20 protein-coding genes are annotated in these 23888 nt (G+C 64.5%); 1 reads left to right on the top strand and 19 read right to left on the bottom strand.

Annotation, left to right across the window (positions count from 1 at the left end):
• Positions 1-2: 2 nt before the first annotated feature.
• From NKI66_RS26765 to NKI66_RS26720, 10 genes are all read right to left on the bottom strand, one after another.
• On the bottom strand, positions 3-269 hold the full coding sequence (locus NKI66_RS26765; protein ID WP_023809413.1) for a BrnA antitoxin family protein: 267 nt from the start codon (positions 267-269) through the stop codon (positions 3-5).
• 99 nt (positions 270-368) lie between these two features.
• Entirely contained in the window at positions 369-3245 is a 2877-nt protein-coding gene (locus NKI66_RS26760; protein WP_023809414.1) for a nitrate reductase, read from the bottom strand.
• A 4-nt stretch (positions 3246-3249) separates the two neighbouring features.
• Positions 3250-3579 (bottom strand): nitrite reductase small subunit NirD, encoded by a 330-nt coding sequence (nirD, locus tag NKI66_RS26755; protein WP_023809415.1) that lies wholly within the window; start codon positions 3577-3579, stop codon positions 3250-3252.
• Positions 3580-3641: 62 nt separating this feature from the next.
• Complete coding sequence (gene nirB / locus NKI66_RS26750; protein WP_023809416.1) at positions 3642-6092, bottom strand: nitrite reductase large subunit NirB; 2451 nt, start codon at positions 6090-6092, stop codon at positions 3642-3644.
• Between the two features lie 4 nt (positions 6093-6096).
• Positions 6097-6894: an ABC transporter ATP-binding protein gene (locus NKI66_RS26745; protein ID WP_023809417.1), complete on the bottom strand. Its 798-nt coding sequence runs from the start codon at positions 6892-6894 to the stop codon at positions 6097-6099.
• A gap of 10 nt (positions 6895-6904) precedes the next feature.
• On the bottom strand, positions 6905-7795 hold the full coding sequence (ntrB, locus tag NKI66_RS26740) for a nitrate ABC transporter permease (protein WP_023809418.1): 891 nt from the start codon (positions 7793-7795) through the stop codon (positions 6905-6907).
• Positions 7796-7865: 70 nt separating this feature from the next.
• Positions 7866-9182: a CmpA/NrtA family ABC transporter substrate-binding protein gene (locus tag NKI66_RS26735; RefSeq protein ID WP_023809419.1), complete on the bottom strand. Its 1317-nt coding sequence runs from the start codon at positions 9180-9182 to the stop codon at positions 7866-7868.
• Between the two features lie 356 nt (positions 9183-9538).
• Positions 9539-10777: a CmpA/NrtA family ABC transporter substrate-binding protein gene (locus NKI66_RS26730; RefSeq protein ID WP_031212563.1), complete on the bottom strand. Its 1239-nt coding sequence runs from the start codon at positions 10775-10777 to the stop codon at positions 9539-9541.
• A 2-nt stretch (positions 10778-10779) separates the two neighbouring features.
• Positions 10780-11382: an ANTAR domain-containing response regulator gene (locus tag NKI66_RS26725; RefSeq protein WP_013530455.1), complete on the bottom strand. Its 603-nt coding sequence runs from the start codon at positions 11380-11382 to the stop codon at positions 10780-10782.
• Between the two features lie 82 nt (positions 11383-11464).
• On the bottom strand, positions 11465-13534 hold the full coding sequence (locus NKI66_RS26720; protein WP_023809421.1) for an oxidoreductase: 2070 nt from the start codon (positions 13532-13534) through the stop codon (positions 11465-11467).
• 279 nt (positions 13535-13813) lie between these two features.
• On the opposite strand from NKI66_RS26720, the gene argE reads away from it, so the two are divergent.
• A complete protein-coding gene (gene argE / locus NKI66_RS26715) occupies positions 13814-14974 on the top strand; it encodes an acetylornithine deacetylase (RefSeq protein WP_023809422.1) in 1161 nt (386 codons plus the stop codon).
• A gap of 6 nt (positions 14975-14980) precedes the next feature.
• On the opposite strand, the gene NKI66_RS26710 is transcribed toward argE, so the two are convergent.
• The 9 genes from NKI66_RS26710 to NKI66_RS26670 form a co-directional block, all read right to left on the bottom strand.
• Positions 14981-15937, bottom strand: coding sequence for a LysR family transcriptional regulator (locus NKI66_RS26710; protein ID WP_023809423.1), 957 nt, complete (start codon positions 15935-15937; stop codon positions 14981-14983).
• A gap of 151 nt (positions 15938-16088) precedes the next feature.
• Positions 16089-17579 (bottom strand): aldehyde dehydrogenase, encoded by a 1491-nt coding sequence (locus tag NKI66_RS26705; protein ID WP_352721124.1) that lies wholly within the window; start codon positions 17577-17579, stop codon positions 16089-16091.
• 20 nt (positions 17580-17599) lie between these two features.
• Positions 17600-18274: a DUF1028 domain-containing protein gene (locus tag NKI66_RS26700; RefSeq protein WP_352721126.1), complete on the bottom strand. Its 675-nt coding sequence runs from the start codon at positions 18272-18274 to the stop codon at positions 17600-17602.
• 4 nt (positions 18275-18278) lie between these two features.
• Positions 18279-18695: a RidA family protein gene (locus NKI66_RS26695; protein WP_352721128.1), complete on the bottom strand. Its 417-nt coding sequence runs from the start codon at positions 18693-18695 to the stop codon at positions 18279-18281.
• 42 nt (positions 18696-18737) lie between these two features.
• On the bottom strand, positions 18738-20012 hold the full coding sequence (locus NKI66_RS26690) for a flavin-containing monooxygenase (protein ID WP_023809427.1): 1275 nt from the start codon (positions 20010-20012) through the stop codon (positions 18738-18740).
• A 203-nt stretch (positions 20013-20215) separates the two neighbouring features.
• Positions 20216-20917, bottom strand: coding sequence for an ABC transporter ATP-binding protein (locus NKI66_RS26685; RefSeq protein ID WP_352721130.1), 702 nt, complete (start codon positions 20915-20917; stop codon positions 20216-20218).
• On the bottom strand, positions 20910-21695 hold the full coding sequence (locus NKI66_RS26680) for an ABC transporter ATP-binding protein (protein ID WP_352721132.1): 786 nt from the start codon (positions 21693-21695) through the stop codon (positions 20910-20912). Before NKI66_RS26680 ends, NKI66_RS26685 begins: the two co-directional genes overlap by 8 nt.
• A complete protein-coding gene (locus NKI66_RS26675; RefSeq protein WP_023809430.1) occupies positions 21692-22867 on the bottom strand; it encodes a branched-chain amino acid ABC transporter permease in 1176 nt (391 codons plus the stop codon). The genes NKI66_RS26680 and NKI66_RS26675 overlap by 4 nt, the downstream gene beginning before the upstream one ends.
• 1 nt (position 22868) lies before the next feature.
• Entirely contained in the window at positions 22869-23786 is a 918-nt protein-coding gene (locus NKI66_RS26670) for a branched-chain amino acid ABC transporter permease (RefSeq protein ID WP_023809431.1), read from the bottom strand.
• Positions 23787-23888: the final 102 nt, after the last annotated feature.

Below are 23888 nucleotides of genomic sequence, written 5' to 3'. Positions count from 1 at the left end.
CGCTACTCGTCGTCTGAACGATCATCCTCGGCAACAACAGGCTTGCCTTCTATCGCCTGCCGCAAGGCGTCGTTGATGCGATCCTGCCAGCCCGGCCCATCCTCCTGGAAGTGGTCCAGCACGGCGCGATCGATCCGGATCGAAACAAGCTCCCTGACGCCTGGAGCGGCGGAGGGCTCACGAACCGGCGCGGCCGGCTTCTTCACCGGCTTGAAAGCCGCCTCGGCGGCCGTCATCGGATTTGTCGGTCGACGCGGGGGATTTGCCATCGGATGACCCTGACTGAAGACGATTCGTGCACGACGTGGCACGCTTGCGCCACCATAGCCCAACCAGCGCCGTCGCGCAGGCCCCTTTGGTCGGGACAATCACTCGGCTGCTTGAAGACTCTGCGCGTCGATGATGACCCTGATCTCGGCGCGGCAGGAGCCGCAATTCGTGCCGGCATGCAGGGCCGTGCCGATCGCCGCAACGCTGCCGCAGCCGCCGCGCACCGCTTCCGCGATCTGGTTGGCGCCGACGCCGAAACAGGAGCAGACGATGGCGCCGCGGTCGACGTCGATCCCGCCCGGTCGTCCGGCTACGATCGCCAACCTGCCGCGCCGGTCGACATGATCGGCACTCAACTGTTCCGCCGCCCAGCCGCGCGACACGGCGACCGGGCCGGGTGCGACGAACAAGGCGGCTGACAGTTGATCGCCGTCGAAGGCGGCGATGCGATGCTGGCCGGCGTCGCGGTCATGATAGGCGAGCATTTCCGCACCCGGTGACACGCCGAACAGTGACCCGGCAAAGCCAGCCCAATCGATGTCGTCTTCGGCAAAGGCAAGCTCGACCCGCCAGCCGCCCTTGCATTTGGCCACGGCCCAGTAGGCCGCGGTATCAGGCTCAGGCCTGCGCCGCGTCACCGCAAAGCCAAAGGCCTTTGCGGCGAATTTCTCGATGCGGGCGGCGACATGTTTCAGCGCCGGCTGGCCGGAAATGGGATCGGTCAGCGGCGCGGTCAGCGTGTCGAGCCGGCCCCTTGCCGCAAACTGATCGGTCCAGTGCATCGGCGCAAACAGGCTGCCCTGGCGCTGGCGCGCCGTCACCAGCGCGCGCACCAGCACGTCGCCGCGCGGGCTGGAAACCCGCGCGATGTCGGCGTCGCCGATGCCGAAGCGCTGCGCATCCGCCGGGTGGATTTCTACGAAGGGCTCGGCGATGTGCTGCGACAAACGCGGGCTTTTGCCGGTTCGCGTCATGGTGTGCCAATGGTCGCGGATACGGCCGGTATTGAGGATCAGCGGATAGTCCGGGCTGGTGCGGACTTCCGTGGTGGGGCGGATGGCGATGAAGCGCGCTTTGCGGTCGGGCGTGTAGAAATTGCCGTCGGCGAAGAAGCGGGTGGTGTTACCTTCCAGCCTCTGCCCGGCCCGAAGATGCTCGTCCGACTGATGTCGAGCTTGAGCACCCCCCTCTGTCCTGCCGGACATCTCCCCCGCAAGGAGGGAGATTGGCAGCTTTGATGCTCGCATATCTCCTGCATTGTTTGTAATTGGCGAAGGCCGTGGTGGCAGCCGATCTCCCCCCTTGCGGGGGAGATGGCCGGCAGGCCAGAGGGGGGTGGCTGGGCTCGGCGCCGGCCATTGGAACGGCTCCAGCGCCTCATACTCCTCCGCATCAACCCCGGCATAAGCACCAATATCGAAATCCCGCGCGCCATCATTCTCGAATCCTGACAGCGCGGCATGCTCGGCAAACACCTCCCCTGGCGTCGCATAGGAAAACGCCTCGCCAAACCCCATCCGCTTGCCGACCTCAGCGACAATCCGCCAGTCGGGCCTTGCCTCGCCGGGCACGGGCAAAAACGCGCGCTGGCGCGACACACGGCGCTCTGAATTGGTGACGGTGCCATCCTTCTCGCCCCAGGCGGCGGCGGGCAGCCGGACATGGGCGTGGCGGACGGTGTCGGTCTGGGCCAGCACGTCCGACACCACCACGAACGGGCACGCCTTGATCGCCGCCTCGACGGCATCGGCGTCCGGCATCGAATCGACCGGGTTGGTGGCCATGATCCACAGCGCCTTGATCCGCCCGTCGGCCAGCGCCTGGAACATCTCGACTGCCTTCAGGCCGGGCTTTCCGGCAATGGCCGGCGCGTTCCAGAAGCGCTGCACGCGGTCGCGATGGTCGGGGTTTTCGATTTCCATATGCGCGGCGAGCATGTTGGCCATGCCGCCGACCTCGCGGCCGCCCATGGCGTTGGGCTGGCCGGTCACCGAAAACGGCCCTGCTCCGGGTTTGCCGATGCGGCCGGTGGCGAGATGGCAGTTGATGATGGCGTTGACCTTGTCGGTGCCGGATGACGACTGGTTCACACCCTGGCTGTAAACCGTCACCGTTTTCGCCGTTGCCGCAAACAGGCTGTAGAAACGGCCAAGCTCGTCCTCGCTCAGGCCCGTGCCGGCAGCGACGCCGGCCAGGTCGAGCGCGGAGGCCGCGAAAAGCGCTTGCCCGAAGCCGGTCGTGTGCGTCGTGATGTAGGCGCGGTCGAGCGCATTGTGCTGGCCGAGATAAGCGAGCAGCCCGGTGAACAAAGCGACGTCGCCATCCGGCGCGATCGCCAGATGCATGTCGGCGATGTCAGCGGTCATGGTGCGCCGTGGATCGACCAGGACGATCTTCATCTCCGGCCGCTTTTCCCGGGCAGCCGCGATGCGCTGGTAGAGCACCGGATGGCACCAGGCGAGATTGGAGCCGACCAGCACGATCAGGTCGGCCAATTCCAGATCCTCATAGGTTCCCGGCACGGTGTCGGAGCCGAAAGCGCGGCGGTGGCCGGCGACCGAGGAGGCCATGCACAGGCGCGAATTGGTGTCGATGTTGGCCGAGCCGACAAAACCCTTCATCAGCTTGTTGGCGACGTAATAGTCCTCGGTCAGCAACTGGCCCGAAACATAGAAGGCGACCGCATCCGGGCCATGCTCGGCGATGGTTTGCGAGAAGGTCGAGGCGACAAGGTCGAGCGCCTCGTCCCAGCCGGCGCGGCGGCCGTGGACCTCCGGATGCAGCAGCCTGCCGTCGAGGTCGATGGTCTCGGCGAGTGCCGAGCCCTTGGAGCAGAGCCGGCCGAAATTGGCCGGGTGGTCGGGGTCGCCGCGGACGGACACCTGCCCGTCCGCGGTGGCCTTCGCCAGCACGCCGCAGCCCACCCCGCAATAGGGGCAGGTGGTCCTCACCTCGCGCGCTTCGTCGATCTCCATGGGTTCAGGCCGCGCGGCTGGCCAGCGCTTCCAGCGCAATGAACAGACGCTCGCCTTCGACCCGCACCGGAATGGTGCGCACCGCGCCCTCGTCGGCGCCGAGCGCCTTGCCCGTCTCCAACGAAATCACCCAATTGTGCAAGGGACAGGTCACCGCCGCACCGTGCACGATGCCCTGGCTGAGCGGTCCGCCTCTGTGCGGGCAATGGTCGTCGATGGCATAGACCTGATCGTCCAGGGTGCGGAATACGGCGATTTTTCCCTCGGGCGTTGCGACGCAGCGCGCGCCGCGGCGAGGGATGTCGGAGATGGAGCCGATTGCTACCCAGTTCATCTAGATTTCCTCTTTGCGCGTGTTCTTGACCGAAAACCGGTTTCCACTTTTCGGGAACACGCTCACTCCGCCGCCTGCGCAAACCCGACCGAGGCCATCGGCCGGAATTCGTGCTTGTCCTTGCCGGAAACGCGTTCCGACCACGGGTCGACCTGGGCGAATTTCTGGCTGAAGACGAAACGGTCGTAATAGGCCTTGCGCTTGTCGCCATCGTCCATGATCTGACGCTTGATCTCGGGGATGCCGATGCGCTTGGCCCATTTGTAGATGCGCTCGAGATAGCGGCCCTGCTCGCGATACATCTGCGTCAGCGCCACGATATGCTCCAGCGCCTCGTCCTCGGTCCTGACCAGGCCGAGCACCTCGGTGCCCTTGATGTCGAGGCCGGCCGCCCCGGCAAAATGGATCTCATAACCACTGTCGACGCAGATCACGCCGACATCCTTGCAGGTCGCCTCGGCGCAGTTGCGCGGACAGCCCGACACCGCCATCTTGACCTTGGCCGGCGTCCACGAGCCCCACATGAATTTTTCGATGCGGACGCCGAAGCCCGTAGAATCCTGCGTGCCGAACCGGCACCAGTCTGAGCCGACGCAGGTCTTCACCGTGCGCAACCCCTTGGCATAGGCGTGGCCGGAGACGAAGCCGGCCTGACCGAGATCGGCCCACACTGCCGGCAGGTCCTCCTTGCGGATGCCGAGCATGTCGATGCGCTGGCCGCCGGTGACCTTGACCATCGGAATTTCGAACTTGTCGACGACGTCGGCGATGGCGCGCAGTTCGGCGGCATTGGTCACCCCACCCCACATGCGCGGCACCACCGAATAGGTCCCATCCTTCTGGATGTTGGCGTGGACGCGCTCGTTGATGAAGCGCGACTGGTAATCGTCGGCGTAGTCATCCGGCCAGTCGCAGACGAGGTAGTAGTTGAGCGCCGGCCGGCATTTGGCGCAGCCGCAGGAGGTCGTCCATTCCAGTTCCTGCATGACGGCGGGAATGGTCTTCAGGCTCTTGGCCTTGATCAGCCGGCGCACCTCGTCATGGCCGAGGGTGGTGCAGGAGCACATCGGCTGCACGGCGGCGGGGTTGTACGTGTCGCCGAGGGTCAGCACCATCAGCTTTTCAACCAGCCCGGTGCAGGAGCCGCAGGAGGCCGACGCCTTGGTGTGGGCGCGCACGTCGTCAAGCGAGGTCAGGCCCTTGGCCGTGATCGCGCCGGTGATCTTCCCCTTGCAAACGCCGTTGCAGCCGCAGATTTCCGCATCATCCGGCAAGGCTGCAACGGCCGCCATAGGGTCCAGCGGGGCACCCCCCTGGTAGGACTGGCCGAAGATGAGCGTGTCGCGCATTTCGGAAATGTCGGTCTGCTTCTTCTTGAGGTCGTTGAACCAGGCGCCGTCAGCCGTCTCGCCATAGAGCACGGTGCCGATGATGCGGTCATCCTTCAGCACCAGGCGCTTGTAGACGCCTGCGGCGGCGTCGCGCAGCACGATCTCCTGGCGATCCTCGCCCTCGGCGAAGTCGCCGAGCGAGAACAGCTCGATGCCGGTGACCTTGAGCTTGGTCGGCGTGTCCATATGGACGAAGGCCGCCGCCGCGTCGCCGGCAAGCTGGCTGGCGGTCACGCGCGCCATCTCGTAGAGCGGTGCGACGAGGCCGTAGACTTGGCCGTTGACCTCGGCACATTCGCCGAGCGCGTAGATGTCGGGATCGTTGCTGCGCATGCCGGCGTCGACGACGATGCCCCTGTTGACGGCGATGCCGGCCTGTTTCGCCAGCGCCGAATTCGGCCTGATGCCGACGGCCATCACCACAAGCGTTGCTGGGATAATGGTGCCGTCAGCGAGCTCCACCTGCCCGACCTTGCCGTTGCCTGTGATCGCCTGTGTGTTGGCCTTGGTGATGACCTTGATGCCGCGCTGTTCCACCGCACGCTGCAAGAGATAGCCGGCCGCGGGATCGAGCTGGCGCTCCATCAGCGTCGGCATGACATGCAGCACGGTGACGTCCATGCCTTGCGCGTTCAGCCCTGCTGCCGCCTCCAGCCCGAGCAGGCCGCCGCCGATGACCACCGCCTTGGCCCGCGACTGGGCGGCAAGCATCATCGCCTGCACGTCGTCGAGATCGCGATAGGTCAGCACGCCCGGCAGGTCATGGCCGGGCACCGGAATGATGAACGGCACCGAGCCGGTGGCGATGACGAGCTTGTCATAGGGTTCGGTGACGCCATGATCGGAGGTGACGGTCTTCGCCGCTCGGTCGATGGCGACGATCTTGTGGCCCTTGTAGAGGGTGATGTTGTTGGCGATGTACCAGCCGTCGCCGTGGATGATGATCTCCTCATAGGCTTTCTCGCCCGACAGCACCGGCGACAGCATGATGCGGTCGTAATTAACGCGCGGCTCGGCGTTGAAGATGGTGACGGTGTAGCGGCCCGGAGCCTGTTCCAGCAGGTGCTCCAGCATGCGCCCCGGGGCCATGCCATTGCCGATGATGACAAGTCTTTCGCTCATGGTGCTACTCCGCGGCTTCGACGAAGCGGTGGCGTTCGTAGAGGAACTTCAGCACCGCCTCGCGGCAGCGCAGGAAGGTCCGGTCGGAAGAGAGTTCGACGCGCCGGCGCGGCCGCGCCAGCGGCACGGCAAGCACTTCGCCGATGGTTGCCGCCGGGCCATTGGTCATCATGACGATGCGGTCGGACAGCAGCACCGCCTCGTCGACATCATGGGTGATCATGATCGTCGTCGAGCCGAGCCTGGAATGGATGTCCATCACCGCGTCCTGCAGATGCGCGCGCGTCAGCGCGTCGAGCGCGCCGAACGGCTCGTCGAGCAGCAGGATCTTCGGCTCCATGGCCAGCGCCCGGGCGATGCCGACGCGCTGCTTCATGCCGCCCGATATCTCGGCCGGGCGCTTGTCCTTGGCATGCGCCATCTGCACGAGGTCGAGATTGCGCATGATCCAGTCATGCCGCTCGGCCTTGCTTTTCGAGCGACCGAAAACCTTCGACACCGCCAGGTTGATGTTTTCATAGACGGTCAGCCACGGCAGCAGCGAGTGGTTCTGGAACACCACGGCGCGTTCGGGACCGGGGCTGTCGACCTCCTTGTCCTCGAGCAGCACGGCGCCGGCGGACACCTTGGTCAGCCCGGCGATCAGATTGAGCAGGGTCGACTTGCCGCAGCCGGAATGGCCGATGATGGAGACGAATTCGCCCTTGTCGATGGTCAGCCTGATGTCCTTCAACACCTCGCTGACCTGGGCACCACGCGAGAAGGATTTGTCGATATGGTCGAGCTTCAGATAGGCCGTCATCGCCCTCTCCTCACTTTGCCGTTGTGCCGCGGGTGACGAAGGCGCCGACCGCCGCGACCAGACGGTCGAGGCAGAAGCCGGTGACGCCGATATAGGCGAGCGCCACGATGATGTCGGGCAGCCGCGACGAGTTCCACGCGTCCCAGATGAAGAAGCCGATGCCGACGCCGCCGGTCAGCATTTCGGCGGCGACGATGGCGAGCCAGGACAGGCCGATGCCGATCCTCAGGCCGGTGAAGATGTAGGGCGCGGCGGCCGGTACCATGATCTTGACGAAGAATTCGAACTGGTTGAGCCGCAGGATGCGCGAGACGTTGCGGTAATCCTCGGGGATGTTGCGCACGCCGACGGCGGTGTTGATGATGATTGGCCAGATCGACGTGATGAAGATGACGAAGATCGCCGACGGGCTGGAATCGCGGAACGCCGCCAGCGACAGCGGCAGCCAGGCCAGCGGCGGCACCGTGCGCAGGATCTGGAACACCGGGTCGAGGCCGCGCATCGCCCAGATCGACTGGCCGACCAGCGCGCCGAGCGCGACGCCGACCACCGCCGCCAGGCCGAAACCGATGGCGACACGCTGCAGCGAGATCAGCACGCGCCATGCCAGGCCGATATCCTGCGGGCCATTGTCGAAGAACGGATGCGCGATCAAATCGTAGGCCTCGTTCCACACCTGGGTCGGCGGCGGCAGGCTTGATGTGGGCGACGAACAGGCGATCTGCCAGACGACCAGCATGACGGCGATGACTACGATCGGCGGTAGCAGCGCGCTCGCCAGTTTGCCGGCAATCGCCAGCGGATCGAAGCGACGTCGTGCCTTTGCGGTGAAGGCGATGACCTCCGCCGGCTTCGCAGGAAAGGCCTTCACCTTGGTGTCCTCGATAGTCTGGATCGACATGTCTGGGGAAAACTCCGTGGGGCAGATAATTCGAGCGACAAACGGCGCAATGCGCCGTTTGCGCAGAGGTTCAAGCCGATGCCTTGATCTTCAGGCTGTCGAGATAGGCCGACGGGTTGGCCGGATCGAAGATCTTGCCGTCGAAGAAGGTCTCGACGCCGCGCGACGACGACGCCGGAACGTCGGCTGCCGCGACGCCGAGATCCTTGGCCGCCTCGCGCCACAGATCCTCGCGGTTGACCTGATCGACCAGCGCCTTGATGTCGGTGGTCGGCGCGAATTTGCCCCAGCGGATGTTCTCGGCGAGGAACCACGCATCATGGCTCTTGAACGGATAGGAGACGCCACCTTTCCAGAACTTCATGTAGAGATCGGTGCCGTTGGCGACGCGGCCATTGCCGTAGTTGATGTCGCCCTTGAGGCGGCCGATGATGTCGGCGACAGGCACGTTCATCCATTGCCGCTTGCCGATGATGGCGGCCATCTCGTCCTTGTTGTCGCTGGCCTCGCACCATTGCTGGGCTTCCATGACGGCCATCAGGATCGCCTTGGTGGCGTTCGGGTATTTCTCGATGAATTCGGCACGCAGGCCGAGCGCCTTTTCCGGATGGCCCTTCCACAATTCGCCCGTCGTGGCGGCGGTGAAGCCGACGCCCTGATGGACGAGCTGCTCGTTCCACGGCTCGCCGACGCAGAACACGTCCATGTTGCCAACCTTCATGTTGGCCACCATCTGCGGCGGCGGCACGACGATGGTCGAAACGTCCTTGTCGGGATCGATGCCGCCGGCGGCCAGCCAGTAGCGCAGCCAGAGATCATGGGTGCCGCCCGGGAAGGTCATGGCGGCCTTGATTTCCTTGCCGGCCGCCTTCTTGGCGGCAAAGGCGTCTTTCAGCTTCGAGGCATCGAGGCCGACGCCGGTGCCGGCATATTCCTGGGCGACCGAAATGCCTTGGCAGTCGTAGTTGAGCCGCGCCACGATCGCCATCGGCATCGGCTGGTTGTTCTGTGTCACCTTGCCGGTGTGCATGAGGTAAGGCAGCGGCGTCAGAATATGGGCACCGTCGATGCCGTTGGCGGCGCCGCCGAGCATCAGATTGTCGCGCGTCGCGCCCCAGGAGGCCTGCTTGAGCACCTCGACATCGGGCATGCCGAACTTGGCGAACAGCCCCTTCTCCTTGGCGATCATCAGCGGTGCCGCATCGGTGAGGGCAATGAAGCCGAGCTTGGCGCCGGTGACCTCCGGAGTGGCGGTCGCAGCATAGGCGCCGGAAGGGAAGAGCTTGCGGGCCGCCACGAACAGGCCGGCCGTCATTGCACTGCTGACCAGAAAATCGCGGCGCGTCATGTCTTTGAGGGTCGTTCCAGTCCTGATCCGTTTCGTCATCGTCGTCTCCGGTTGGGCGCGGCTTGGGATCCGCGTCGTCGATTGTGTGTTGATCAAAACAAAAAAGCCGCCAGCCAGGTCTTCGCGTCCGGGTGACCGGGAGCGCGTATTAACCTGAGCGGCAGCTTTGCCTGTGGCGCCCGCCATTGGGCGCCTGTTCCGTGACCCGCGAAGGGCCTGTCTATTTCAAAGCAGGAACCGTGCCAGTTTTGAGAGAGGCGAAAAAGATCAATTAAATCAGTAACCAGCGCCGATCGCGGACGCGCCGGGTCCTATGGCCGGAAGGTCAAAGATTGCTCATTCGGGCAATCGCGCGCACAATTTTTGTGCAATGCACAAGAATGACGCGGAAATGATCAGGCTTCCGCGCGAGCCGATTTCTGGCCGGTAATGTACGCGTCGACCTCGTCCGGATCGAAGATCTGGCCGTCGAAGAAACCGTCCGGACCGAGCACAAGGCCGGCGCCTGTCGCGCCGACCGCGGTTGCAACTTGGAGCGCGCCCTCGACCTTCGAATTGGCGCCGGGAAGTGCGATGCCGAGCGGCTTCAGCGCCGAACGATAGAGATCGGGACGATAGCAATCCCGCGCGATGGCGAGGTTTTCAGGCGTATGCGCCACATGCCCCCAACGCACCATCTGCGTGTAGAACCACAGCGCATGGCTCTTCCACGGAAAGTTCGCCGCCTTGTCGAAGGGGAGGAAGAAGTCGTCGATGCTCCGCTCCGCGCCGCCGCCCAGTCGGAGATGGCCGGTCAGGATCGGCATCTGCACGGCCGGCGGCAGGCCGAGAAAGCCGGCCTGCGCCATGACGGCAGCCAATTCGCCATGGTTGGCCGGATCCTGGCACCAGCGTGCCGAGTGATGCAGCGCGCGCAGCAGCGCCGCCAAGGCCTCGGGGTTTTCGTCTGCCCAGGCCTTGCGCACGCCGATCACCTTCTCCGGGCTGTTACGCCATATCCGCGCCTTGACGGTGACGATATGCCCGGTGCCGGCGGCAACCGCAGCACTGTTCCAGGGTTCGCCTACGCAGTAGCCGTCGATGCGGCCGGCGGCCAGTGCATCGGCCATGAAGGGCGGCGGCACGATGACGATCTCGATTTCGCGCGTCGGATCGATGCCGCAGGCGGCGAGCCAATAGCGCAATTCGTAATTGTGCCCGGAATGCGGATGCACCACGGCGAAGCGCAGCGGGTCGCCACCGGCCGCAGCGCGCTCGCGAATGAGCGCGCGCAGCGCCGCACCGGCGCGCGCGGGGTCGAGATCGGCTTCGGCGCTGTGCGCCACCATTCCGGCCCACACAGTGTTGGAGACGGTGACGCAATTGCCTCCGAGTCCGAGCGAGAACGGCACGATGGTTTCCGAAGCGAGCGGCGTCAGCCCGAGATTGCAGGCGAGCGGCATCGGTCCCAGCATATGCGCCAGATGGAAGTGACCGATGGCGATGCGGTCGCGGATGTTAGCCCAGGACGTCTCGCGGTGCAGGGTGAGGTCGATGCCTTCTCGTGCGGCAAAGCCAAGCTCACCGGCCGCGACCAGCACGGCGCTGTCGAAAAGCGGCATGAAGCCAGCGGTGATCTGGTGCGCGGCGTCCATGCTCATTCGTCCTCCGCCGGTCCCAGCAACCCGGCGGCAGTCACCAGGCTCTGGGCGATGTCGCCGATCTTGCGGTTCTGGTTCATCGCCGTCTTGCGCAGCAGCGTGTAGGCGGCCTCTTCGGAGAGGCCGCGCGACTTCATCAATATGCCCTTGGCACGATCGATCACCTTACGGCTCTCGAGCTCGCCGCGAACCTCTTCCAGTTCGCGCGCCATGCGCGAAAAAGCGTTGAAGCGGCTGACCGCCATGTCGAGAATGGGTTTGACGCGCTCTTGCCGCAGACCGTCGACGACATAGGCCGAAACGCCGGCATCGACCGCCGCCTCGATCGAGGCCTGGTCCGAGCGGTCGACGAACATGGCGATCGGCCGTTTTACGGCACGCGAAAGCTGGAACATGTTTTCCAGCATGTCGCGATTCGGGTTTTCGAGATCGATGACGATGACATCGGGCTCGATCTCGGCGATCCGCCGCGCAATGCCGGTCACATCATGGATGACGGTGACCCGCTCATGGCCGGCCTCGCGCAACCCCGCCTCGATGATCGCGGCGCGGATGCGGTTTTCGTCGATCACCAGGACGGCGAGTGCGGTTCGAACCATGCCTGCATTGTGACCAAGCGAAGGAATTGTGCAATGCGGTATGGTTGAACAACCCGAGATTCGCTAACCGCGCCGCAGGCGCCTAATCCGCCGCCAGCGCCGTGACCTCGCGGCGGAAGGGCAGTGCGTCGCCGATATCGGCTTCGTCCAGCTCGCGCGCGAAGCGGTGGCCGGCGTAGGTTGCCCAGGCGATCGGACCCGGCGCCTCGGCATCGCCGATGATTTTGATCGAGCGGATGCCGCTGTCGGCCCACTCGTCGCGCCGCGCCTTCAGCTCGTGCCAGACGCTATCGTCCTGCTGGCGCGATGTCACCAGCACTACTGCGTCCACGGCGATGTCAAATTGGCTGCCCGTATAGGCGCAGGCCGTGGCAACACCGCCCGGTACGATGCGCGTCACGATCCGGTTCAACACGATCTCGACGCCGAGTTCGGCCAGCCGGCGGTGGATGGCGCCCTGCTCCAGCGTGTTGCGGGTCCAGTCGGACACATAGGCGGACGGCGTCACCAGCGTCACCTTCGCGCCCTGGCGCGCCATCAGCTCGGCCAAAACGCCGCCCATGTAATAGTGATCGTCATCGAACAGCACGACAGTGCCGGTCGGCACATTGCCGCCCATCAGATCGTCCGGCGTATAGACCGGCATGGCCGGGTCCGCCGGCATCGGCACGACATGCGCGCGCGCCACGCCGTCACGGCGCCATGTCGAGCCGGTGGCAAGCGCAATGTTCTGAAAGCCGAAGTCCAGTATCTCCTGCGCCGACAATCGGCTTTCGAAATAGACATCGACATTGGACATCTGGCTGATCTGGTACTGGCGGTAGTCGCGCACGCGTCCCCATGCCGAGAGACCGGGCAAGCGGCATTCGCGCGCCACGCGGCCGCCGAGCTCGGTGCCGGCTTCGGCGATGGCCACCTGATAGCCGCGCAGGCCGAGCGCACGCGCCGCCTCCAGCCCGGCCGGGCCGGCGCCGACGATCAGCACGCTGTCGCTATCGCCCTTGGCCTGCATGCGTTCGGGATGCCAGCCCTTGCGCCATTCCTCCATGAAGGTCGGGTTCTGCGTGCAGCGCGAGATCGACATGGTCATGTCGCCGGTGATGCAGATGTTGCAGCCGATGCATTCGCGAATGTCCTCGATTCGCCCCTCCTCCACCTTCTTCGGCAGGAAGGGATCGGCGATCGATGGCCGCGCGCAGCCGATGAAATCCAGCGTGCCGGACTTGATCATCTTCACCATCACATCCGGCGAGGTGAAGCGACCGACGCCGACGACCGGCTTCGAGGTCAGTTTCTTGATGCCGGACACCAGGCTCTCCTGCGCGCCCTCCTCCTTGAACCGCGACGGCCCCGAACAATCCTCCCAGGCGCCATGTGCCAGGTCCCAGAGGTCTGGCAGGTCGGCGTGCATCTCGATCATGTCGCGCACTTCGGAGTTGGCGAAGCCAAGCTCGCCGATCATCTCGTCCAGCGACAGCCGCAGCGTCAGGCCGCAAGTGCCGCCGATGGCATCCCTGCCCTCTTCGATCAACTCACGCATCAACCGCGAGCGGTTTTCCAGCGAGCCGCCATATTCGTCGCTGCGCTGGTTGGTGGCGGTGGACAGGAAGTGCTGGATGATGCCGAAGCCATGCGCGCCGTAGAGGCAGACCAGGTCGAAGCCCGCAAGCCTGGCACGCTTGAATGCATTGCGGTGCCAGCGGCGCAGGTCGCGTATATCTTGCTTGTCCATGGCGCGCGCCTGAACCGGATCGTTGGTGAAGGTACGGATCGGCAAGGCCGACGGCCCGCGCGGCACTTCCTTGGTGTAGAGGTTGGGACCGTTGATGCCTGAATAGGCCAGCTGGATACCGGCCAGCGCGCCATGCTGGTGCATGGCCTTGGCCATCTTCGCCAGTGCCGGGATATCGGCATCGTCCCACAGCCTGAGCTCGATGAAGGGCGTGATCTCCGAAGTATGGTGCATCTCGGTCTGCTCGGTGAAGATGACGCCCCAGCCGCCTTCCGACTTGATGCGGCGCATCTCGGCTGCGGCCGAAGGGTCGCGGTAGCCGCCGCCATTGCAATGCGGAACCTGGTAGAAGCGGTTCTTGGCGGTCACCGGACCGATCTTCACGGGCTCGAACAGAATGTCGTAGCGCGGATCGCGCATGGAACGTGCCTTCCTGCCAGCGTCGCCTTGCACATGCCCGATCATGGTTTCGAGCCAAGGTGCAAGCCGGCCAGCCCAGTGGGTTGATGCCGTGAGACCATTCATAAATTGCGACAAGCGCCGGGAAACAACAGATTTCTTCTGTGCCGGTTAGGACGCGCCTAATCGATCAGCACTGCCTGGATTAGCATCCGCTGAATCCCGGCTGAGCCAAATGCGACTTCAAGGCCGCGGCCGCGCGATGCTAGAAGTGCCGACGGCCAATGAGACACAAGACGCATGGACAGCATCCAGATCCTTGAAAAACTGATCGCGTTCCCGACGGTGAGCCGCGATTCGAACCTCGCCCTCGTCGGCTACGTGGCGGAGCTGCTGGACGCGCATGGCATTGCCAGCCAGATCATCCACAGCGAGGACGGCCACAAGGCCAACCTCTTTGCCACCATCGGACCGGCCGACGCTTCCGGCATCATGCTGTCCGGTCACACCGACGTCGTCCCCGTCGACGGCCAAGCCTGGACGCTGCCGCCCTTCGAGATGACGAGCCGAGACGGCAAGCTTTACGGACGTGGCACAGCCGACATGAAGGGTTTTGTGGCCTGCGCGCTCGCGGCGTGCCTGAAAGCCTCGAAAATGACGCTGCGCACGCCGCTGCATTTGGCACTCTCCTACGACGAGGAGATCGGCTGCATTGGTGTGCGCAGCCTGATCGACATGCTGCAAGCAGCCCCGCAGCGGCCCTTGCTGTGCATCGTCGGCGAGCCCACCGATATGCAGGTGGCGACGGGCCACAAGGGCAAGCTTGCCGCACGCGCGCTCTGCAAAGGCCGCGAAGGCCATTCGGCGCTGGCCCCGTTGGCGCTCAATGCCATCCATCTCGGCTGCGACTTCGTCGCCGCCTTGCGCCGCGAGCAGGATCGGCTGGTGCGCGATGGCGCCCGCGACGGCGACTACGACATTGCCTACACGACCGTCCATGTCGGCAAGATCAACGCCGGCGTGGCGCTGAACATCGTGCCGAACCTCTGCCAGGTCGACTTCGAGATCCGCAATGTCGCGGCCGACGATCCGCACGAGATTCTCGACCGTCTGCGCAAGGAGGCTGCTCATATTGCATCCGAAGCCTCGGCCACCGCCCCCGAGGCGGCGATCGACATAGACATCACCAACACCTATCCCGGCCTGGACACGCCGGCCAGTTCGCAAGCCGTCGCTTTCATCAAATCGCTGACCGGCGCCAACAACACCATCAAGGTTGCCTACGGTACGGAGGGCGGCCTGTTCAGCCGCGATCTCGGCACGCCGACGGTCGTGTGCGGACCGGGATCGATGGCGCAGGGACACAAGCCGGATGAGTTCGTCAGCGTCGAGCAGATGCGCCGCTGCGACGGCATGCTGGAAAAATTGCTGCAGCGGCTTGCCGACCAGCAGTTGGCTTAACCGGGGCTACTTCTGTGGAAGTGCTGCCTGGCCGACAGCCCGCTCGGCGCCGAACACGCCTTGCTCGACGACGAAATGCCGGCAGTGGTCGATGAACGCCTGGACGGTTTGCGTGCGGTGTTCGGAACTGGGCAAGGCGACGCCCATGGTCAGCGGCCGCAGATCGCCGTCCAACGGCACGAAGACCAGCGGCTTGCCGTCCGGCGCCAGCGTGTTGAGCGGCCGCATATTGGCGATGCCGTAGCCGAAGCCGTTGGCCACCATGGAACGCATGACGGCGATGTCGCCGGTGCGCTCGGCAATGTTGGGGCGGATCCCGCGCTGGTGGAATGCAGAAAGGAAATATTCGCGGCTGAACGGCAGGTCGAGCAGCACCATCGGCTCATCGGCCAATTCCTCCGTCGTGATCGACGCCTTTGCCGCGAAGCGATGCCCCGCCGGCAGCATGACATAGGCCGGCACCAGCATCAGCGGCTCGAAGGTCATGTCCTGCGACAGTTCGAGATCGTAGGTCAGTGCAAGATCGATTTCACCGCGCTGCAGCATCTCGAGCAATTGCCCCTGATTGCGCTCGAACTGGCGCACGCGCACATCGGGATAGGCGCGCTCGAACCGCATGCGCAGCGCCGGCAGCACGATCTGCGCAAACGTCAGCAGGCATCCTACCGCCAGCGGACCACGCACCTTTTCGGCAAAGTCGCCGGCGACGTCGTGCAAGGCGTCGGCATCGTTGAGCAGCCGGGCGGCTTCCTTGAGGAAGACGCGGCCGCCGGCCGTGAGCGAGAGACCGTGCGAATGCTTGCGGACAAAAAGCTGGACGCCGAACTCGGTTTCCAGTTGGGCGATGGAAGCCGAAATCGACGGCGGCGAGACATTGACCTGTTCGGCCGCCTTGGCGATGGAGCCGGCTTCGCCCACGGCGACGAAATATTCCAGCTGTCTGAGCGTGAAGCGTAGCGGCATGGCTGGCTATGTTGCCGGTTTGAGGGCTTCGATCAAGCCTAATGCATGTCGCGCAAAAGTGGCCCCGGTTTTGCGCAAACGACATGCATAGAGCAAAGGCCTAAAGCGCATCGCGTGAATCCGTTCAATCGCGATGCGCTTTAGGCGCCCATCAGTACTTGATCCATGTCGTTTTGAGCGCGGTGTATTTGTCGAGCGCATGCAGCGACAGGTCGCGGCCGAAGCCGGATTGCTTGAAACCGCCGAACGGCGTCATCGGGCTCAGCGCGTCGACCGTGTTGACGGAAACCGTGCCGGCATGCAGCCGGCCCGCGATACGATGCGCGCGCGACAGGCTGTCGGTCCACAGCGATGCGGCCAGCCCATAAGGGCTGTCATTGGCGATGCGGATCGCGTCGGCCTCGTCGTCGAAGGCGATGACCGAAAGCACCGGCCCGAAGATCTCGTCGCGGGCAATCGGATCGGCAGACGCGACATCGTCGAAGATGGTCGGCTGGACAAAGCTGCCGCGCCCGTTGACCGTGACCAGGTCGCCGCCCGCGACCAGGCGCGCGGTTTTCTTGCCGGCCTCGACGAAGCGCATGACGTTGGCGGCGTGGCGACTATCGACCATCGCGCCCATTTTCGAAGCCGGATCGAGCGGATCGCCGGGCTGCGTGACCGCCGCACGTTGCACCAGTTTCTCCACCAGAGCATCCTTGATGCCGCGCTGGACGAGCAGGCGTGAATTGGCGGAACAGACCTCGCCCTGGTTGAAGAAGATGCCGAAGGCCGCCATGTCGGCTGCCGCGTCGAGATCGCCGCAATCGGCAAAAATGAGGTTCGGGCTCTTGCCACCGGTCTCCAGCCAGACCTGCTTCATGTTCGACTGGCCGGAATACTGCAGGAACATCTTGCCCACGGCGGTCGAACCGGTGAAGGCGAGGCAATCCACATCCATATGGCGGCCAAGCGCCTGGCCGGCGGTTTCGCCAAGGCCGGGCACGACATTGAGCACGCCTGCAGGCAGGCCCGCTTCCATTGCCAGTTCCGCCAGAAGCAGGGCCGACAAAGGCGACTGCTCGGCGGGTTTCAGCACCACCGAATTGCCTGCCGCCAGTGCCGGCGCGCATTTCCACGTCGCCATGTCGAGCGGGAAATTCCAAGGCACCACCGCGCCGACCACGCCAAGCGGTTCGCGCCGTACCAGCACCAGATCACCTTCGCCGGTCGGCGCCACTTCGCCATAGATCTTGTCGATGACCTCGCCATACCATTGGAAGATCGCTGCCGAGCTGGGGACGTCGACCGCGGCCGCATCCCTGACCAGTTTGCCCATGTCGAGCGATTCCAGCAGGGCCAGTTCATGCAGGTTTTCGCGCAGCAATTGCGCCAGCCGCAGCAGAACCTCCTTACGGTGCGCCGGGCTGGTCCGCGACCAGACGCCGGTGTTGAAGCTGCGCCGCGCTGCGGCAACCGCCAGATCGATGTCTTCCTCACCGCAGGACGCCACTTCGGCCAGCACCTCGCCAGTTGCCGGATTGACGCTGGCGAAGGTCCGGCCCGAACGCGCCGCAACCGTCTTGCCGTCGATGAACGCCTTGTCGCGAAAACGGATCGCGGACGCCTTGCCGATCCAGTCCTTGTGGCTGAGTTCGCTCATCGCAGGTGACCCTGTCTTGACTATTCGTCGCCCGGCACGCCGTAGCTCGGCGCATCGGATGGGTTTATGGCGCGGGTCACATAGGCATCGAGCTGCGGCTTGTAGAGTTCCCACAGCGTCGCCAGCTGCTCGATCGGGCAGTCATCGGTCCAGTCACAGCGCAAATCGGCGACCGGCCACGCAACCTCGCGCACCAGCTTCATGCCGGCGGAATGGACAGGACCAGCCTCGCCGCCCGCTTTCAGCGCGGCGCGCATGGTCGCGATGAGGCGGTCGCCCAGATGCCCTTCCGACGCCAGGAAGGCGTCGACCATGGCTTGCGGAACGCCGTCATGGGCCAGCATGTTGCCGCCGCAGGCGACATTGTCCGCACGCGCCTCCGCCCAGATGCCAAGCGCCTTGGGACCCGAATGGATCGCGGTCTTTCCAGCGGCATCGACAGCCAGCACCTGCCGGTATTCGGGATAAGCGCCGGTGCGCTTCAGGATGGCAACCGCCTCGGCGGCCGACGCACCGCGCGCCAACAATTCGAGACCTCGCAGCCCCAGCGTCGGATCGGTGACGTTCTGGCTGGCAATGGCGCCGGCGCCCGCCTGCGCATAGCCGCAGCGCGCCGCCACAGCAGGCGACGAGGAGGACACCGCGACCCCGAACATGCCGGTGCGGCTGCACCGCGCGACGATGGAGAATGTCATGACTTTAATCCGGGATAACTGCGGTGCCGTCGATCTCGACCAGCCAGTCCGGCCGCGCCAGGGCCTGCACGACAAGGCCGGTCGAGACGGGATGCACGCCTTTGATATACTCGCCCATGGTGCGGTAGACCCCCTCGCGATGACGGACATCGGTAATGTAGACCACCACCTTGACCAAATGCTCCATGGTGCCGCCGCACTCCTCGATCAGCTGGCGGATGTTCTGCATGACCTTGTGCGTCTGCTCGACCGGATCATGGCTTTCGATATTCTTGGCCGTGTCGAGATCCTGCGGGCATTGGCCGCGCAGATAGACCGTCCTGCCGCCCCGCGTAACGACCGCCTGGCACAGATCATTGTCGAGTTTCTGCTCGGGATAGGTGTCCTTGGTGTTGAACTTGCGAATTCTTGTATGCGCCATCTTGGTCTCCGTCAGTCAGGCTCGAGGTCGGGACGTCCGTTTCTATGCTACCCTGGTCTCGCGCTTTGCGGACGCATGGTAGGCCAGGTACTTGCGCTGCGTGGAGATATGGTCTGCCACATGCTGTGCGTCGTGCCAGACGCCCCAGATGAAGCTCGAGCCCCGCCGCGATTGCCACGGCAGGCCCAGGAAATAGATCCCCGGCTCGGTCGACACGCCGCGCTGGTGCTTCGGCTTGCCCTTTTCGTCAAACACATCGACTTTCAGCCAGTTGTAATCGACGGTGAATCCCGTTGCCCAGATGATCGAACCTATCCCGGCTTCCGCCAGGTTCAGCTCGAGAATGGGATCAGTCATGCATCGAGGGTCCGGTCCGATCTCGCGGGCCGCGGGCTCCTCGGGAAGGTCGAGGCCGTTGCGAGCGACATAGGCGTCGGCCTCGTCCAGCACCGACATGTAGTTCGCATCGCCGCGCGCGATATTTTTAGCCAGATCCGGAGCGAAGGTCATGACCCCTTCCTTATAGGATTCCGTCCGGCCAACCAGCGTCATCCCTTGCGCGGCAAGACGCCGGAAGTCGATCGTCTGGCCGCCCCGCGCGCCGCTCACCGCGATGGTGACGTGTTCGGTGCCAGGCGCCGGCGCTTGGGCGTCCCATTTGCCCAAAACCCCCAGCCACCAGCAGAAGTCACGCTCGCGATAGGCCCGCGGCGGCCGATCATGCGGCCCGACCGAGAGGTAGACGCGCCGTCCCGCGCGCTGGAGTTCGTCGGCGATCTGCACCCCCGAGGACCCGGAGCCGACCACCAGCACCGCACCTTCGGGCAACTGGCCCGGATTGCGATAGGCGCTGGAATGGATCTGCATCGCTCCGGCATCCCCGGGGACAACCGCCGGAATGACCGGATGCTGGAAAGCCCCGGTAGCGGCAACCACGCTCCTGGCCTCGATCACGCCATCCGAGGTTTCGACCCGGAAGCCGGGACGGCCGACAAGCCTTTCCACGCTCCTGACCTCCACGCCGCAGCGGATGGGGGCAGCGATCATGCCGGCGTAAGCGACAAAATAGTCGGCGACCTTCTCCTTGCCGACAAAGGCGTCGGGACCGGCGTCCGGAAATTCCATGCCGGGAAAACGATCATGCCAGGCGGGACCATTGGCAACCAACGAGTCCCATCTTTCGGTACGCCAGCGTTCGGCGATGCGGCTCCGCTCGAGCACGAGATGCGGCACCCCGCACTTGCTCAGATGCTCGCTCATGGCCAGCCCCGCCTGGCCGCCGCCAACAACAAGCGTGTCTACCGTTTCGACTGGCATTTCAGCGGCCCTTTCTGGCTCTCCCCGGGAGTGTCTGCGGATGCGGCGGAGATCTGATCGTTGGTTTACTGGAGGCACCGGGCAGCGAAAATTATGATTTCATGTGGCAGTGGTTAGCTTGTCCCTAAATGCCGGAAAGCATGGCCGAAGATGTGGAGCGCGGGGCGTGGATCATCACTGTCGAGACAGAAGAAACGGACGGCTCAGAGATAAAGGCTTCTGGCCGCCTTGGACGAGAGCAACTCCTTTGCCGGCCCCTCCTGGGCGACCTTACCCTTGACCAGCACATAGCCGCGATCGGCGATGCCCAGCCCCATTTCGGCATTCTGTTCGATCAACAGGATGGTCGTGCCTTGGCGATGGATCTCCCTTGTGATCTCGAAATACTCGCCGATGAGTTTTGGCGAGAGACCGAGCGACGGCTCGTCCATGATCACCAGTCTGGGTTCGCCGATCAGGGCGCGCGCCAGCGCCACCATCGCCTGTTCGCCGCCCGACAAAGTCCCGGCGACCTGGCGCAGGCGCTCCCGGATGCGCGGAAACAGCTTGCACATCTTGTCCAGTTGCACCGCGAAGTTGGGTCCCCTGCCCGACACCGCGTCATAGCCCAGGCGCAAATTCTCCATCACGGTCAGGCCGGGGAACAGCCGGCGCCCTTCGGGAACGAGCCCGACGCCGAGCGACGCGAGGTTTTCCGTGCCGAGCGTCGCCATGTCCTTGCCCATCACCTCGACCTTGCCCCGCTGCGCTCGCACGACGCCGCAGACTGTCATGAAGGTTGTCGTCTTGCCGGCGCCGTTCGGCCCCAGCAGGCAGACCAGTTCGCCGGGGCGCACGCTCATCGCCACGCCGCGCAGCATCGGCACCGCGCCATAGGAAGTATCGACATCCCTGAGTTCAAGCATGGGCGAAAGCCTTCCCGAGATAGGCTTCCTGGACGCGCGGGTCGGCGCGCACCGCCGCGAAGTCGCCCTCGGCGATCTTGCTGCCATAGTCGATGCAGGTGACATGCTGCGGGAACGCTTCGACCACCCGCATGTCGTGCTCGATCAGGATCACCGACAGAGCAGGGTTTTGTACGCGCAGCCGCGTGATGTCGGCCACCAGTGCGTCGGTTTCCGTGTCGTCCATGCCGACCGAAGGTTCGTCGAGCAGCAAGAGCTTGGGCTGTGATGCGAGCGCGCGGGCAATTTCCAGCCGCCGCCTGTCGGCTTGGGCCAGCGTGCCCGCTGGCCGGTAGCGTTGTTCGAACAGGTCGCCGGAGCCGAGCTTGAGCAGGGTTTCGGCCTTTTCCACGCAGGCCGCCATCTCACGGCGCGACGCGCCGGGCCGAAACAGCGCGGTCAGCACGCCGGTCCTGGTGCGGGTGTGCATGCCGATGATCACGTTGTCGAGGACGCTGAGGTCGGAGAACAGACGCGACGACTGGAATGTGCGGGCGATGCCGCGGTCGACAACTTCGTAGGACGGGCGGCCGGTGATCTCGGCGCCGTCGAAGGTCACGCGACCGGAGGTTGGCCGGTAGACGCCGGTCACGACATTGAACAGCGTCGACTTGCCGGCGCCGTTCGGGCCGATGACGGCGAGCACCGCGCCCTTGTCGATCGACAGGCTGACATCGTTGAGCGCGACCAGGCCGCCGAAGCGCATCGTCAAATTCTCGACCTTGAGAAGCGCGCTCACGGCTCGCCTCCGTAGCGCCGCATGCGTTGCGGGAACAGGCCTTGCGGCCGGATCATCAGGAAGCCGATGATGACGACGCCGAAGAACAGCAGGCGGTAGTCGGCGAACGCGCGCAATTTCTCCGGCAGGATGGTCAGCAGGAACGCACCGACGATGACACCGAAAATATTGTCCATGCCGCCGACGATGACCATGGTCATGATGGTGACGGAGACCAGGAAGGTGAAATTGTCGGGAGAAATGTAGGACACGTAGAAGGCGTAGATCGTGCCGGCAAAAGCGGCGAGAAAGGCATCGACCGCGAAGGCCAGCACCTTGAACCACGCCACGTTGATGCCTTGCGCCTTGGCGGCGATCTCGTCGGCGCGCAGCGCGTTCCAGGCCAACCCGATGCGCGAGCCGTGCAGCCGGTGCGCGGTGACGATGGCGACGACGACCAATGCAGCCGACAGATAATAGAAGTTCGCCTGGCTCGGCAGCTTCCAGCCGAAGATCACCAGCGGATCGGCAAAGGAATGGCCGAACAGGCTGGGCGCCGGAATGCCGACCAGTCCGTTCGGTCCGCCGGTCCAACTGAAATTGTTTAGCAATTGCTGGACCACGACACCGAAGGCGATGGTGACAAGCGCCAGATAAGTGTCGCGCGTGCGCATCGACGGGATGCCGATGATGAAACCGAACAAGGTCGCGGCCAGCGCCGCGACCGGCAGCGTCAGCCAGAAGCTGACGCCGAAATTGATCGCCAGCAGCGCCGACACGTAGGCGCCGATGCCGTAGGAAGCGCCGGTGGCGAAGTTCGGGATGTTGGCGCTGCCGAGCTGGAAATTGAGCGCCAGCGCCAGCACGGCATAGAGCTCGGCGACGATCAGCAGATGAAGGATATAGGTGTTCGAACCGACGAAGAACGGAAAGGCCAGGACGATGACCGCCGCAGTGATCATCGCCACGAGCGGAACCCGGGCAAAGCTCGCCAACGCATAGTCGGCGATCCACGGCAGCCTCTCCAGCAGATAGAAACCGAGGCCGAGCAAGGCCAGCAGGCCGACCACCTGCCAGCCGCCGTCGACTCTGAGGATGAGGTACAGGAACGCTGCCCCGATGATTTGCGAGGCGATGGCGAAGACCGTGGCCGCGGCTATGCCCGGCACGTCGGGTGAAGCACGACCCTGCATGCTAGACTTTCTCCATGACGGTGCGCCCAAGCAGGCCGGCGGGGCGGAAGATGAGCACGGCGATGACCAGCAGGAAGACGAAGACCAGCCGGTAGGAAGCGCCGTCCGGCACGAATGTCTGCGCCAGCACTTCGATGCCGGCAATGATCAGTCCGCCCAATATGGCGCCCGGCATCGAGCCGAGGCCGCCGATCACCGCGGCGGAAAAGCCGAGCAGGCCGGCCATGACGCCGAAGTCGAACCGTGTCACGCCGGCATAGCTTGCGAACAGAAGTCCGGCGATGGCGCCGATAGCCGAGGCAATGAAGAATGTCGCACGGAAGACGCGTGCATCGCGGATGCCCATCATGCGCGCTACAACCCGGTCCTCCGAGGCCGCCCGGATGCGCAGTCCGAGCGGGGTCATGCGCAGGAAGACAAACAGCATGGCAACCAGCGCGACGGTCAGCACCACCACCAGCAGCGCGAACCAACTGATGGCAACACCGGAGATTTCGAAAGCCATGCCCGACACCAGGCGCGGGAAGGCATGCGGGTTCGATCCCTGCGGATAGAGATGGCGGATCAGCTCGCGGATGACGATGCCGAGCGCCACCGTCGCCACCAGCGCCATCATGGCGGGCGCATCGCGGAAGCGCCTGATGACCACCTTGTCGAGCAGGACGCCGATCAAACCGACGGCGAGCACGGCGACCGGAACCGCAAGCACCAGCCAGGCGGGCCCCGAGGCGCCAAGAGCGGTCGCCAACGCCTGGGCAAGCGCCAGCGTGATGAACGGCGCCGTCATCGCGACATCGCCATGCGAGAAATGAATGACGTTCAAGACACCGAAGATCAGGCTGAATCCGATCGCCAGCAAGGCATAGATGCAGCCAAGGGTTATCCAGTTCACCAGTTGCTGGACAAGCAGTTCCGCCATGCGGTCCGTCTCTCGATTGAAGCCGACAGGTATCAACCGCCATCCCGGGCGGACAGAACGAATCTCCGAACTCACGAGTCACAATTTCCGAATTTCGTCACT

This window comes from Mesorhizobium sp. M0518 (genome assembly GCF_040321125.1).
Taxonomy (GTDB): Bacteria; Pseudomonadota; Alphaproteobacteria; order Rhizobiales; family Rhizobiaceae; genus Mesorhizobium.
This window is presented reverse-complemented; position numbering and strand designations above follow the sequence as displayed.

What these genes read in the sequence shown, in the direction of transcription:
- ntrB (WP_023809418.1), bottom strand. Translation starts at nt 7,795, where the DNA reads ATGTCGATCCAGACTATCGAGGACACCAAGGTGAAGGCCTTTCCTGCG.
- NKI66_RS26690 (WP_023809427.1), bottom strand. Translation starts at nt 20,012, where the DNA reads ATGCCAGTCGAAACGGTAGACACGCTTGTTGTTGGCGGCGGCCAGGCG.
- NKI66_RS26710 (WP_023809423.1), bottom strand. Translation starts at nt 15,937, where the DNA reads ATGCCGCTACGCTTCACGCTCAGACAGCTGGAATATTTCGTCGCCGTG.
- NKI66_RS26695 (WP_352721128.1), bottom strand. Translation starts at nt 18,695, where the DNA reads ATGGCGCATACAAGAATTCGCAAGTTCAACACCAAGGACACCTATCCC.
- NKI66_RS26700 (WP_352721126.1), bottom strand. Translation starts at nt 18,274, where the DNA reads ATGACATTCTCCATCGTCGCGCGGTGCAGCCGCACCGGCATGTTCGGG.
- argE (WP_023809422.1), top strand. Translation starts at nt 13,814, where the DNA reads ATGGACAGCATCCAGATCCTTGAAAAACTGATCGCGTTCCCGACGGTG.
- NKI66_RS26675 (WP_023809430.1), bottom strand. Translation starts at nt 22,867, where the DNA reads ATGCAGGGTCGTGCTTCACCCGACGTGCCGGGCATAGCCGCGGCCACG.
- NKI66_RS26735 (WP_023809419.1), bottom strand. Translation starts at nt 9,182, where the DNA reads ATGACGAAACGGATCAGGACTGGAACGACCCTCAAAGACATGACGCGC.
- NKI66_RS26725 (WP_013530455.1), bottom strand. Translation starts at nt 11,382, where the DNA reads ATGGTTCGAACCGCACTCGCCGTCCTGGTGATCGACGAAAACCGCATC.
- NKI66_RS26685 (WP_352721130.1), bottom strand. Translation starts at nt 20,917, where the DNA reads ATGCTTGAACTCAGGGATGTCGATACTTCCTATGGCGCGGTGCCGATG.
- NKI66_RS26765 (WP_023809413.1), bottom strand. Translation starts at nt 269, where the DNA reads ATGGCAAATCCCCCGCGTCGACCGACAAATCCGATGACGGCCGCCGAG.
- NKI66_RS26730 (WP_031212563.1), bottom strand. Translation starts at nt 10,777, where the DNA reads ATGGACGCCGCGCACCAGATCACCGCTGGCTTCATGCCGCTTTTCGAC.
- NKI66_RS26760 (WP_023809414.1), bottom strand. Translation starts at nt 3,245, where the DNA reads ATGGAGATCGACGAAGCGCGCGAGGTGAGGACCACCTGCCCCTATTGC.
- NKI66_RS26670 (WP_023809431.1), bottom strand. Translation starts at nt 23,786, where the DNA reads ATGGCGGAACTGCTTGTCCAGCAACTGGTGAACTGGATAACCCTTGGC.
- NKI66_RS26705 (WP_352721124.1), bottom strand. Translation starts at nt 17,579, where the DNA reads ATGAGCGAACTCAGCCACAAGGACTGGATCGGCAAGGCGTCCGCGATC.
- NKI66_RS26720 (WP_023809421.1), bottom strand. Translation starts at nt 13,534, where the DNA reads ATGCGCGATCCGCGCTACGACATTCTGTTCGAGCCCGTGAAGATCGGT.
- NKI66_RS26745 (WP_023809417.1), bottom strand. Translation starts at nt 6,894, where the DNA reads ATGACGGCCTATCTGAAGCTCGACCATATCGACAAATCCTTCTCGCGT.
- nirD (WP_023809415.1), bottom strand. Translation starts at nt 3,579, where the DNA reads ATGAACTGGGTAGCAATCGGCTCCATCTCCGACATCCCTCGCCGCGGC.
- nirB (WP_023809416.1), bottom strand. Translation starts at nt 6,092, where the DNA reads ATGAGCGAAAGACTTGTCATCATCGGCAATGGCATGGCCCCGGGGCGC.